The 12,421-nt window shown below is 38.5% G+C and carries 12 protein-coding genes; 2 read left to right on the forward strand and 10 right to left on the reverse strand.

The genetic code is table 11. The annotated features are described in order from the left end of the window. Nucleotides 1-109: 109 nt before the first annotated feature. On the reverse strand, nt 110-1,828 hold the full coding sequence (locus BK585_RS21205) for a sensor domain-containing protein (protein ID WP_078556070.1): 1,719 nt from the start codon (nt 1,826-1,828) through the stop codon (nt 110-112). 761 nt (nt 1,829-2,589) lie between these two features. Then, a complete protein-coding gene (gene fabZ / locus BK585_RS21210) occupies nt 2,590-3,015 on the reverse strand; it encodes a 3-hydroxyacyl-ACP dehydratase FabZ (protein WP_078556072.1) in 426 nt (141 codons plus the stop codon). Nucleotides 3,016-3,192: 177 nt separating this feature from the next. On the opposite strand from fabZ, the gene BK585_RS21215 reads away from it, so the two are divergent. Beyond that, the gene (locus BK585_RS21215) at nt 3,193-3,771 is read left to right on the forward strand and encodes a sigma-70 family RNA polymerase sigma factor (protein WP_078556074.1); all 579 of its coding nucleotides are present in this window, start codon (nt 3,193-3,195) and stop codon (nt 3,769-3,771) included. Then, entirely contained in the window at nt 3,768-4,469 is a 702-nt protein-coding gene (locus tag BK585_RS21220; protein ID WP_078556075.1) for a hypothetical protein, read from the forward strand. Before BK585_RS21215 ends, BK585_RS21220 begins: the two co-directional genes overlap by 4 nt. 61 nt (nt 4,470-4,530) lie before the next feature. On the opposite strand, the gene BK585_RS21225 is transcribed toward BK585_RS21220, so the two are convergent. The 8 genes from BK585_RS21225 to BK585_RS21260 form a co-directional block, all read right to left on the reverse strand. After that, nucleotides 4,531-4,842: a DNA-directed RNA polymerase subunit beta gene (locus BK585_RS21225; protein WP_078556076.1), complete on the reverse strand. Its 312-nt coding sequence runs from the start codon at nt 4,840-4,842 to the stop codon at nt 4,531-4,533. Nucleotides 4,843-4,863: 21 nt separating this feature from the next. Then, complete coding sequence (locus BK585_RS21230) at nt 4,864-5,703, reverse strand: flagellar hook-basal body protein (RefSeq protein WP_078556077.1); 840 nt, start codon at nt 5,701-5,703, stop codon at nt 4,864-4,866. Between the two features lie 14 nt (nt 5,704-5,717). Then, complete coding sequence (locus BK585_RS21235; RefSeq protein ID WP_078556078.1) at nt 5,718-6,518, reverse strand: flagellar hook-basal body protein; 801 nt, start codon at nt 6,516-6,518, stop codon at nt 5,718-5,720. Nucleotides 6,519-6,589: 71 nt separating this feature from the next. Next, nucleotides 6,590-7,594 (reverse strand): rod shape-determining protein, encoded by a 1,005-nt coding sequence (gene mreB, locus BK585_RS21240; RefSeq protein WP_078556079.1) that lies wholly within the window; start codon nt 7,592-7,594, stop codon nt 6,590-6,592. A gap of 105 nt (nt 7,595-7,699) precedes the next feature. Further along, nucleotides 7,700-7,987: a sporulation transcriptional regulator SpoIIID gene (spoIIID, locus tag BK585_RS21245; RefSeq protein ID WP_078556080.1), complete on the reverse strand. Its 288-nt coding sequence runs from the start codon at nt 7,985-7,987 to the stop codon at nt 7,700-7,702. 279 nt (nt 7,988-8,266) lie between these two features. Beyond that, the gene (locus BK585_RS21250) at nt 8,267-9,361 is read right to left on the reverse strand and encodes an anti-sigma factor (protein WP_170885673.1); all 1,095 of its coding nucleotides are present in this window, start codon (nt 9,359-9,361) and stop codon (nt 8,267-8,269) included. After that, nucleotides 9,354-9,851, reverse strand: coding sequence for an RNA polymerase sigma factor (locus BK585_RS21255; RefSeq protein ID WP_170885674.1), 498 nt, complete (start codon nt 9,849-9,851; stop codon nt 9,354-9,356). The genes BK585_RS21250 and BK585_RS21255 overlap by 8 nt, the downstream gene beginning before the upstream one ends. A 266-nt stretch (nt 9,852-10,117) precedes the next feature. Then, nucleotides 10,118-11,869 carry a glycoside hydrolase family 18 protein gene (locus tag BK585_RS21260; RefSeq protein ID WP_078556083.1) on the reverse strand — a complete coding sequence of 584 codons (1,752 nt, stop codon included), beginning with the start codon at nt 11,867-11,869 and terminating at the stop codon, nt 10,118-10,120. Between the last annotated feature and the right edge of the window lie 552 nt (nt 11,870-12,421).

Consider the following 12,421-nt stretch of genomic DNA (forward strand, 5'->3'; position numbering starts at 1 on the left):
TTTCCCCATTAGTACGAAAATTATCGTAACAAACTTAATTTCGAGGGTCTATAGTATCTGCCAGTTTTCTAAAGTATTACAAATCATTCCCAAAGTTAATGAGGTTTTTTCATAATACGTTTGGTGAACTCGCTTCTTGTTTCATTTTCAACATTAATACTTCACAATTTTCAGCCGTTAACGGTTTGCTAAAGTAAAAGCCCTGGGCATGGTGACAACCTTCGTTTCTAATGAGTGACAGTTGTTCTGTTGTTTCAACCCCTTCGCAAATGACTGAAAAGTTTAGGGTCTTTGCCATCGCAATAATTAATTTAACTATCGCATAGTTTTGCTCAAGCTCCTCAGTGCCTCTTACAAAAGATTGGTCTATTTTTAATGTATCAATTGGTATCGTCTTTAGTTTACTGAGGGAGGAATAACCCGTTCCAAAATCATCAAGTGATACTTGAACACCTAGCTTTTTTAAGCTTTTGATTTTATGGATGGCTTCTTCTACATTTTTTATTGCTATGTCCTCGGTTATTTCAATGCAAAAGAACCGTGGGTCTAATTCATTGCTCTGTAACACTTCATTTACTTTACAAACAAAGTTAGGTTGATCAAATTGTTTTTGTGAGACATTGACTGATACGATCAAGTCCAATCCTGACATAATCCATTTTTTCGCTTGAATACAAGCTTTTTTCATGACCCAATCATCGATATCAACTATAATTCCAGTTTCGTCTGCTAATGGTAAAAAGGCAAATGGAGAAAGGACGCCATTTTCTGGGTGATTCCAGCGTACTAATGCTTCTGCACCATACATTTTTCCAGATTGTATATCCATTTGAAGCTGATAATATACTTCAAATTCTTCGTTTTTAACAGCGGCCCTTAACTCTTTTTCAAATTGATATCTCTGTATTGTTGCGGCAATATCCTTGGGATTGTATATATGGTAGGCATTCCGACCTTGTTGTTTGGAATAATACATTGCAAAATCGGCATTTTTAAATAATGTCTGTGCATCTTTTCCGTGTTCGGGGTAATAACTAATTCCTATACTCGCTGTTGTTTCTATTTTCTCACCATGGATTTGCATGAGTGGATGTAAGGCATCAATAATGCTATCAGCCATTGAAATGGCTTCTTGTTTAACCTTTAAGTCAGGAAGAAAGACAGCAAATTCATCGCCGCCAACTCGACTAAGGGTTCCTTTTGTTAGGACTACATCCTTTAGACGGTCAGCGATGGCAACAAGTAATACATCACCTTGTTCGTGACCATAATAGTCATTTACTTTTTTAAAATAGTCCAAATCTAAATATAATACTGCGGCATACTTCGCTTGGATCGCGTCTAAACCTTTTTCTACAGTTAGAAAAAAGGATCTGCGGTTAGGAAGCTTGGTTAATGTATCATAATAAGCAAGACTTTTTATTTCGTTTTCCATTATTTTTTGTTTTGTTGCATCACGAATCACAGCAATGGAATAGCACCCTTGTTCCCCTTCTACATACGTAATCGTAGCCAGTGAAAACAATTCAAACCCCTCTTTGTGAAAAAATTGGATTTCTCCAGTCCAATAACGATTTTCTTTTAAGGTGCTTGGAATGTTGTTTATTGCTATATGAGGTGTAGTCCGAATCGAGAAATTACAATAATTCCGTCCATAGACTTCGGCAAAAGAATAGCCTGTAATCTGTTCAAATGCAGGATTTACCGCAATTGCTCTGTTTTTATCATCAAACAAAATAACGGCATCATTGATATATAAAAAAAGGTTTTGGATGTTTTTACTATTTTTTATAAATGCCTCAAATCTAGCGTTCATCTGCTGCTTCATAGGATTTCTCCAATCGTTAGGTAATCAAGGCTGCTACTCTTATGCATAAAGTTATATTAATTATATACTAAGATTCTACAAAAAACGACAATCCATACAAAAAATCATTTGGTACTTCTTTGAAATAAAAAGTTTTATAAGCATAATTTTAAAAACAAAAAAGAACCTATCGATAGAAAGGTTCTCCTGACGTTAAGCTACTATACTACCTTTTCACTCTACCAGTTGAATGAGTTATCAGCTTTTCCCTATTAGTCTTCTTCTAGGTTGACTCCATAGTTTAACATAATAGTTTCCTTCTTCACATTTGAAAAACTTTATGCCAACTAACTCAAGTGGTGTCCAAATCGACTTCATGTAATACAGTGGCATTGATATCCTCACCTTTCTTACTAGAATGTATTTCTCTTATGGTTTCTGACAAGGCTTTCTAATCATTGTTAATTATTAGAAATTACTTATCCAATTATATAATTGTAAGTATAATTCTGACAATTGTTTTTGATTAAAACCATAACTGTAAAACTATTGTATTAAAATAAGAGCAAATACCTATTCTTATGTCGGATTTTTGTTATGTAAAAAAACTGTATTTTTCCTATATTAATAGTGTTTTTGTTTTTAATAATTTGATAAATTCTTTGTTCCATCTCAGGTTTCGACAAATCCCTTAGGATTTCCCATAAAAAAAAGCCCTTCAATTGAAGGGCTTCTTATATGGTCGTCCTGAAAATAATTCAAAAGACCTAGTTTAATTTCATTTATCTTTGGATAGCAAACATTATTTCAGCTTCCATTGCAAGTTCACCGTCAACAGTGGCTACTGCTTTCCCTTTGCCAATCCCTCTTCTAATTGATAGTAACTCTACATCCATTGTTAGCGTATCACCAGGACGGACTTGCTTTTTCCATCTACACTTCTCTACCCCTGCAAAGAAAGCTATTTTACCTTTGTATTCTTCCATAGAGAGTAAGGCAACAGCCCCCGTTTGTGCACATGCTTCAAGCACAAGAACTCCAGGCATAACAGGGTATTCAGGGAAATGACCATTAAAAAATTCTTCGTTAGCCGTTACATTCTTTATACCTACAGCTCGTTTTCCTGCCTCGACTTCAAGTATTTTATCGATTAGTAGAAACGGGTATCTGTGAGGAATAATTTCCTTAATTTCTTCAACTGTTAACATCAAATCGCCTCCTAGTTTTCACAAGTTACACTTGTCCATATGTGGATTATTATACCATATGATATGCTGAAGGATATATCACTCTCTTATTTCGTAAGTTGGGAAAAAATAAATGAAACTTAATCATGAAGCATTCCGTCTAACTTGTATTAGTATGACCTTTGAGGAGGAAACCGATTGGAAGTAAATAAAACGCCATCCATACACGACTCGAGTTGGCTTTGTTATCAGCTCCTTTATGGAACAAAAGAAGAGATTATTGAAGAACTGATGGATTGTTATGGGGAAGAACTCAAACGATTGGTTTATACCTATACAAAATCGTGGACACAGGCAGAGGATATCATTCAAGACGTGTTTGTTAACGTGTACCTACATCTTGAAAGCTTTAGTGGTCAATCTTCTTTACGGACATGGATTTACTCCATTGCTATAAATGCATGTCGCGATTATAAACGAAGTTGGCATGTTAAGCATATTCACGTAACTTCAACGTTTTTTAATCAAGGTACGTTTTACGGTACACCAGAAAGTCAATTCCTCCAAAAAGATGAGCAATCTCATATGATGGAGAGGATCATGTCACTTCCTCTGAAATATAGAGAAATGATTTTATTATATTATTACAAGGAGTTTTCAATTGAAGAAATTTCTTTACTTACAAAGCTTAATCCATCGACAGTGAAAACAAGATTAAAGCGAGCACGTGAAAAACTTCATTCAAGATTAAAAGGGCTGAGAGGTGATATTCAATGAATGATGATGTAAAAAAATTAAAAAGCGAATTCGATGCTTTTTTATCCCCAAGCCCTACATTTACGTCAAAGGATAAACACAACATCCGAAAAAGGATAGCTGGTAAAATGAAGCCTCGATCTACTCATGTCCTTCCTTCGTTTTTAACAGGAATCGTATTATGCTTTATCGTTGTCTTTGGCTATTTCGTTCTAGCCGGTCATCAACAACCACAGCTTGTTGCGTTACCAACTCAAAAGGAAAGCGCCCTTCAGTTGCGCTCCGATTTAACTAAAACTCCATTAGGAGAAACGCATTACACATCCATTGAACTTTCTGCTTCATTACAAAGTATTTATGAAAAATTTGCGAATACACAAAATGAAGAGCTTCTTCGTGGATTGCGACCATTTGAAATCTTTCAGTTGTTTTTTTATGCGGAGCGCATTGAGGATTATGAAACCCAATATGCCTTGTATATTACAGACTCCTCTCATGATAAAGTCTTTGAGACAGTTGAAGATTATATAAAAACTAAAAAAACAGAAGAGGGTACTTTATTACAACGGATTGAGCAGGAACTAAATGAAGGTGGATACTTAATCGAATCGATTGGGCAAAATGCGAACATAATCATCTCAAAAAAAGAGGGACTTGGATTTGGTTTGGTAAAGAGCGAAAGAGACATATGGAAGGTCCGTTGGTTACCCATTCAATAAGTCGGAAAGGACTGAAAAAAGCTACAAGGGACACATAATGTGGCCTCGTAGCTTTTTTTGATTATTCTTTTCCTTCAATAATATCAAGTATGTGCTGCCATGTGCTCGTTTCAAGAGCGTCTCGTGGTTCACCACCGCCAAGAACTCCGTAGCCAAACATAAGTCCCCCAACGAGACTAGCTGCCGCAAGTACAATGACAATGAACAAACGAACCCAAATGGGAATAAGACGAATGCGCCCTCTTTTTTTGCGCTTTCGTCTTTTTTCCCTCGTGTCTTCTTGTTCTTCTTCTGCCATACTTTCTTCTCGAAGGCTTTGATTTTGAATTTGTACTTCTATTTCACTTGTATTCTTGCTTTTTTCTTCACTCATAGCTTCTCCTTGCTAATCAAATCACCCTTGTCGGATTGAATTGATTAGGCCACTCATTTGGTCTGCCATTGTTATCGACCTTGCATTAAATTCAAAAGATCGTTGTGTCATTACCAGTTCAGACATTTCTCTTCCTAAGTCAACGTTCGACATTTCAAGAGACCCTTGCATTATAGAGAATTGCCCGCCTGGACCAATAATATCCTCTTGATTTAAGCCTAATTGAGCTAAATTAGCAGGAAGTGCAAACATGTTCTCTCCCACTTGCTCTAACATTTGCGGCCTTTCGGCACGAACAACCGCTAATTGGCCAGCTTGGACTTGTGCCCCATTATTCATACTAACTGAGACTTGTCCACTTTCATTGACCATAATATTTTTGAAGTTCGCTGGAATCATAATCGGACCTGCTGTTCCAAGAACATAATCTCCATTTGCTGTTACCAAATTTAATAAGTTTGGATTTGTAGCACTTGGCGATAAATAAAAGGCTCCATCTCTTGTATATCTTACTTCTGGTGTTCCGTCAACATCTACTTGAATTTGAAATAAAGACCCTTTGCTTGTTAATGCTAAATCAAGTTGACGTTCTGTTTGTTGAACCGGACCTGGCTCTAAGCGAATGGCCGTTTGAGCAATTTTAGCTCCCGACCCAACACGAATGCCATGGGGAGTGAGGCGCCCTACTTCTTTACTTGGATCAATTTGATTGTTCACTTGTTGAAATAACAAATCTGAAAATGTAGACTCCCGACGTTTATATCCAACCGTATTTACATTTGCAATGTTGTTTGAAATGGTATCCATTTTACGTTGTAATTGGCCCATCGTATTTGATGCTGCAATCATAGATAAATTCATGTGCTCACTCCTCCCTATCCAATTCGTCCAACTTCATTCACAGCTTTGCTTAAGCTTTGGTCATACGCTTGTAATATTCTTTGGTTGGCTTCAAAATTACGGAACGCTGCCATCATTTCTGTCATCGTTTGTGTAGCGTCTACGTTTGAACGCTCAATAAATCCTTGTTGAAGCTGATAATTTATATTTGGATTCCCGATAGCTGTCGGTAGTTGTCCATCATTTAAGCGATGTAGTCCATTACCTTCTTTTACAAGCTGTAATGGGTCTTCAGCAAAAGCAATACCAATTTGCCCAACTGGAGCACCAAACTCAGTGACAACTTGTCCATTTCGGTCGACTACAAAATTCTCTGAGCCGACTTGCATACGATTTCCGGTTGTGTCTAAAATATAATGTCCTTCCGTAGTGACAAGATGACCATTCGCATCCACAGCAAAGTTACCGTTTCGCGTATACCGTACATCACCTTGATCATTTTGAACTGCAAAAAACAAGGCACCGTTTCCTGGTACTACACCTTGTAGTAATGCAATATCTGTACTGTTTCCTGTTTCATTTATATCACCTTGCCTAAAATTCGGCATGCGGTCCTGTAAATATACACCTGTACTAAGTTCACCGACATTTTGAGAATGAGGTGGGAAATTCGATGTGTTCATTGCTTTAATCAGCATATTTGGAAAAGCACGCAACGACGCTTGATCTGCTTTATATCCTGGAGTGTTCGCATTCGCAATATTATTCGTAAGCATTTCTTGACGTTGTTGTTGCGCCACCATCGCAGCAGCTGAGCTATAAATTCCACGGAGCATTCCGTTTCCCCCTTCGATTGTTTCATACTATCTATTATATCGGCAATACTATAGGATATATCAACTGTTAATTATAGGGTAATTCTTTTACTTGACATTCGGTCGAGATTTTCTAGGATGATACCTGTTCCTTTGGCTACACAATGCATCGGCTCATCAGCAATAAGAACTGGTACTTTAAGCTCTTCCGCTAACAATAAATCGATTCCGTGTAACAGAGCCCCTCCCCCTGTTAAAATGATGCCACGGTCAATGATGTCGGCTGATAATTCAGGCGGTGTTTGCTCAAGAACATTTTTGGAAGCTTGTACAATGTAATACACGGCTTCTTGTAAGGCTTGTTGAATTTCATCGGAATACACTGTAATCGTCCGTGGAAGACCAGACACCATGTCACGTCCTCTTATGTCTAGCTCTGTCTTACGAGCACCTGGAAATACAGTCGCTACTTCTTTTTTTATCGCTTCAGAAGTACGTTCTCCAATAAGTAATTTATACTTTTTCTTTATGTAATTGAGAATCTCTTGATCAAATCGATCACCAGCTACCTTAATTGAAGAGGCGGTGACGATATCACCCATGGAAAGTACAGCAACATCTGTTGTCCCACCGCCTATGTCAATTACCATGTTACCGCTTGGTTGGAAAATATCCATTCCTGCTCCAATTGCAGCTACTTTTGGCTCTTCTTCTAGGTACACATTTTTTCCGCCACTTTTTTCAGCAGCTTCTCGAATTGCTTTTTGCTCAACAGACGTTATATTCGTTGGGCAACAAATGAGAATTCTTGGCTTTGATAAAAAGTTACGTACTTTAATTTTTCCTAAAAAGTGCTTTAGCATTGATTCTGTAAGATCAAAGTTTGCAATGACTCCATCTTTCATAGGACGCATTGCGACAATATTCCCCGGTGTTCGCCCGACCATACGAAACGCTTCATCCCCTACTGCAAGGACTCTTTGGCTACTTGCTTCAAGTGCCACCACAGACGGCTCATCTAATACGATCCCATGACCTTTCACAAAAATTAATACATTTGCCGTTCCTAAATCAATCCCTATATCCCTACCGAACATCTAGTTTATCCTCCCTGTTCTCGACTCCAAGACTACAAATTATGCGAATCTATTACTATTGTTTTATTTTATCATATTTTGTTAATACAGGGATTGATTTTTTTATTATATACGAGTTTTTTCGACTTTTTCTTCACCAGTGATTTGATCTTTCTGATATTTCACTTTTGTTGCCTCGCCACCTCGCAAATGACGAATCGATTTGTGATACTCCAAAATTTCTTTAACCTCATTGGCCAGCTCCTGGTTGATCTCAGGTAACCGTTCAGTTAAATCCTTATGGACCGTACTTTTAGACACTCCAAACTCCTTTGCAATCGTTCGTACTGTCTTTTTCGTCTCAACGATATACCTGCCAATCTTGATAGTTCGCTCTTTGATGTAATCGTGCACACCACTCGCCTCCTAATCTATGTCGGTGATTGATACATTTTATTAACGAGGTGAGACAGATATACCAATAAGCCAAGCTCTTTTTTCACAATTGTCAAATATTTATGGAATTTTTGGGATAACGACCATATTTACATGGGATTTAGGATTGATTTTTGGAACGGAGCTTTTTGCTTCGAGAGGACTATAAAATATATGTAGTTGGTATTTGAGGTATGACTGGAATTTATATGCAGTAAAAAACCTTAAGAGTATTTCTTCTCTCAAGGTTTTTGCTAGTTACCAGTTATAAAAATCTACATCTTGGATTTCAAAGCGTGTAATCCAAGATTCGCCTTTTAGCTTTAGGATTTCTTCTGTAGGTCCAGTTAGTAATACTCCGTAGTGACGAATTCCGTTTTCTTTAATATGCGCCAACCTATCCTCAATCGTGTAATAGGCAAAGTCAGAATGATATTTTTCGGCCTGGCTTTGATACGTATTTAGGAATTCCAATACTTTTATAAATTGCTGTTGAAGTACCTCTTCATCGTTTTCTTGAACATCTGGATAGCTGTAACTTTCTAATTTGTAAGTCCCTTTGTCTACAACATTATGGAGAGTTCGGTCTGATTGTAGCCACAAAGGCCAAGCCGGGAAGCCCACCGGATCAATCCTCCCGTACATTTCCTTTGTTTCCCCTGTATCGACACCATAAAAGAGAATATCAAGATTATATTCGTCTAAGAGTCCATGAACTTCTTCCGTATGATAAAATTGGTCAAAAGAAACGGCAGCGTTTATTACAGTGCCTGACCCAAGTTGTTCCGCACGGTCCCATTCTTCATATGAAATCGTGGTCGTTCCTGGTATTTCAAAAAAAGCAGCTGGGTATTCCCACATTTGTTTATTAGGATAAGCAAGCAGTGAAAAAAAGTGCGTCGTTGTCATCGTCCCTATTATTTCGCTTCCTCGTCCTACTTGCTTGGATAATGTATAGTCGGCTTTCAGTTGAAAGTAAGGAGTTGCATTCGTTCCCCCAGAGAGAGATAGTCCTGGATTTGTCACCTCATATGTCATACGAGCAATTTCTGGATAGTGATGGCCTTTATTTCCGATGCTATAATAGCCCATGGTTATGATTGAACTCAAAATTGTAAACAAGATAGCTACTGCCGCAAGTGTAGCCATTTGTTCGAATCGGAGGCGCCATTTGCTTCTTTTTATATTGAGTTGTTGTTTCTTTTGGGGAGGCATCTGTTCTATCGTCGTCCTATCGATGTGCTCCTGAAGAATCTCTAGCTTCTCCAATTCTTCTTCTATTTCTACTTGTTCTTCAGGTGATAGCTCACCACGTTCTAATTTTATTAATTGTTCTTTAAACTCATCACTCATCATACTTGCTCCTTTCTTGGCGAAGCGTTTGTCGTGCCCGATATAAGAGGATTTTAAAATATCCTATTGTCACTTCTAAAATCTCTGCGGCTTCTTGGTAGCTTAGTTCATGGATATCGTGTAGCAAAATCGCCTGTTGTTGTTTTTGTGGAAGTCTTGAAATGAACTGTCCCGCTTCCGCTAAAGCTTCCGTTATTTCATAGGTTTGTTCAGGCGTTCTACTTTCGTCTGGTTGTTGTTGAAAAAAAGGTTCGCCCTCTGTTAGGATTCGTTTATTTTTTCGGGTGACATCCACAAATGTATGGTAGGCTACCTTAAACAACCAAGCTTTAATCCTCTCTCCATCATACTGGTCGATAAAGACATACGCTCGGTAAAAGGTCTCCTGCGTGATCTCTTCGGCTAGGTGATGGTTCCGGCAGAGGGAGAGGATGTAATAGTACACATCATGCGCATGCTTGTTATACAATTGGTCAATCGATGCCGTCATCCCTCTCCCCCTTTCTATGAACATAACGTTTGAGATTACAGAAAGTTATCATTTTGCCCTCGGTTTTTTCTTCTCATTTTTTTCGTAGCGTTTCCGAATCCATTTCTAGACATTCTCTCATATATCAACTCAATTGTTCCAATGATTTTACTAGTTTTGTTGGTTCTACGTTCACCTTTGCAAGACAAACCAAAAAAGAGTCCTAGACAAAAGGAGTTTTTCCTTTTACCTAGGCCCCGCAAACGGTTTTGCTATTAGTGAATCCATTATGAAATTGCTGTTTTTTTACGATAATAGTAGAGCGAAGTCCCCGCTCCAATTAATAGCAAACCAGCTAAAAGCCAGTTAAATAAATTCGTTGCTGTGCTTGGGAGCTTCTGTCCATCACCCTTGCTTCCTCCATCCTTTTTTACAGGAGGTGTTTCTTCCTTTTTGTCCACATCATCATTTGCTCTGTCTCCAGGTGTTTCATGAGTTGGGGTGTCATTTCCTTTTCCATTGTCATCTGAATCATCGTCATCGTCTTTATCGTCGTCGCGCGTTCCGTCATCACCAGAATCATCATCCCCGCTGCCATCATCTCCGCCGGTTCCACCATCATTGCCGTCGTCTCCACCTGTACCATCATCGCCACCATCGTCTCCATCATCACCATCTGGTGGTGTGCTGTTCGTTCTACTCAATTCTTCATTTATTGTTGTTAGAAGAATGGCATTGTTATCATCCTGGCTTAACTCCCAAATCATTGCACCAGCCAATCCTGTATCTTTTATGAAGTTGACCTTGTGTGTAAGGGACTCAGGGTCATCGTACGACACAAACTCACCAATTTCTTGATTATATAAGTAAGGTACTTTTGCGACGTCATTCCAGTAACGAGTGTACCCATTTTGGTTCAGTAGATTTTCTTGGATATAGCTATATGTGTATACACCAGGCTCTAAATTCCCAATGCCAGGTCCGGTACATTGCTGATAGCCACCGTTATCGATTTTCTCAAAGTTATTGTCTTGGTTACACCCTCCCCAAGAACGACCATAAAATGGAAGACCCATGACGAGCTTTTCTTTTGGTACTCCGTGAGTCAAATGACCTGTGATTCCGGCTTCGATATTATGAGGATGAACATCTGCTTCTGTTGCTCGGTCATCTTTAAAAAGTGGTGCATTGTGTCCTGTTTTTTGCGCCCATGCTCCGTTGAAATCGTATGTCATGATATTAATGAAGTCTACAATTTCGGCAATTTTATCTAACTCATTGTTTTCTAAATAAGCAAAGCTGACACTTGACGCTATCGTAAGTAGATATTCTCTACCATCCTCTTGTTCAGCCTCATCAAGGGCATTGCGAATTTCCTGCAGGAGCAGCGTATGGTTTACTTTATCATCAGGACTTCGGTGGTTGTTCCACATCCCTCCACTAACGGGATATTCCCAGTCAAGGTCGACTCCGTCCATTTCATACGTTCGAATGAATTCAACAGCTGACTTGGCAAACACCTCGCGCGTTTCTTGCGTAGCTGCAACTAAGGATAAATTGTTTGACCATGACCAACCTCCAATGGAGATCAGCGTCTTCAAGTTTGGGTTTGTTTGTTTAAGCTTGCGTAATTGATTTAAGTTTCCCGCAAAATCTTGTTCTTCTGTATCTCCCTCAAATAATGTATCTGTGTCGTTTTCTGGGTCTCCTAGGACAACGGTTCCGTTTGGTACATCAAGAACTTCTTCTCCTTGTCCTCGACAAGGCCACGTATTACTTTCGCCCTCAGGCACCCACACTTCTGGATTTCCATGTATCCCATCCCAACAAACATCGGCAAAAGCATAATTTAAGTGTGTCACTTGGTTAGCATCTAAATTCGTTGGTGGAGACCATGATGTGTAATACCCGATGATTTTAAAGTCCCCTTTTGTTTCTGCGGCAACCTTCATCGATGGAAGCATTAACGATAGTAGGAGTAACACTGCTAATACTACTAATCCTAAACTTCTTACCTTAATCCTTACACCCATACTCATTTTAAATCCTCCTTTTTATTTTATGAATTTTTGGTAGACTGCTAGTTTGCTAGAGCCTCTCCAAAAAAAAAAAACAAAACTAAGTAAGCTGTACTCAAGTATTAAAGTCAACTATATGTCTATACCAGTTTACATTAGAATAATAGCACGGTCAACGAGTTTTATCGTAATTTTCTGAAAATAAACTGAGCAATTCTTTTATCCGTGAAACTTCGACATGAGCTTCCTATCTTCTACAAAAAAAAAGGATAGCACGCCGCTTGATCGGTCGGTGCTATCTCCTCATTTTGGATTCATTACGGACATACAGTCCCTTATTTTTGTATTTTTTGAGTTTTTATAAAGCTAACGGACACCAGAGACCCTATTTGCTGAAAAAATGTTCAAATTGGTAGAGTTTAGCTCAAATAGAGGATCGTATGTCCGTTACGTTGTATATTTTGCTTTTTTTGAAGAAATAGGGGATCCTGTGTCCGATAGAGTTTTCGGACATTCATTGCCTTAATCCTCCCAATAGAAAATCGCATACATACGATATACTGATTAGGCTCA

Origin of the sequence: Bacillus alkalicellulosilyticus (assembly GCF_002019795.1) — a bacterium.
GTDB lineage: Bacteria > Bacillota > Bacilli > Bacillales > Bacillaceae_F > Bacillus_AO > Bacillus_AO alkalicellulosilyticum.

Bases quoted from the DNA above. Each gene is read 5' to 3' on its own strand.
- BK585_RS21205 (WP_078556070.1), bottom strand. From the start codon at position 1,828: ATGAAGCAGCAGATGAACGCTAGATTTGAGGCATTTATAAAAAATAGT.
- fabZ (WP_078556072.1), bottom strand. From the start codon at position 3,015: ATGTTAACAGTTGAAGAAATTAAGGAAATTATTCCTCACAGATACCCG.
- BK585_RS21220 (WP_078556075.1), top strand. From the start codon at position 3,768: ATGAATGATGATGTAAAAAAATTAAAAAGCGAATTCGATGCTTTTTTA.
- BK585_RS21225 (WP_078556076.1), bottom strand. From the start codon at position 4,842: ATGAGTGAAGAAAAAAGCAAGAATACAAGTGAAATAGAAGTACAAATT.
- BK585_RS21230 (WP_078556077.1), bottom strand. From the start codon at position 5,703: ATGAATTTATCTATGATTGCAGCATCAAATACGATGGGCCAATTACAA.
- BK585_RS21235 (WP_078556078.1), bottom strand. From the start codon at position 6,518: ATGCTCCGTGGAATTTATAGCTCAGCTGCTGCGATGGTGGCGCAACAA.
- mreB (WP_078556079.1), bottom strand. From the start codon at position 7,594: ATGTTCGGTAGGGATATAGGGATTGATTTAGGAACGGCAAATGTATTA.
- BK585_RS21250 (WP_170885673.1), bottom strand. From the start codon at position 9,361: ATGAGTGATGAGTTTAAAGAACAATTAATAAAATTAGAACGTGGTGAG.
- BK585_RS21255 (WP_170885674.1), bottom strand. From the start codon at position 9,851: ATGACGGCATCGATTGACCAATTGTATAACAAGCATGCGCATGATGTG.
- BK585_RS21260 (WP_078556083.1), bottom strand. From the start codon at position 11,869: ATGAGTATGGGTGTAAGGATTAAGGTAAGAAGTTTAGGATTAGTAGTA.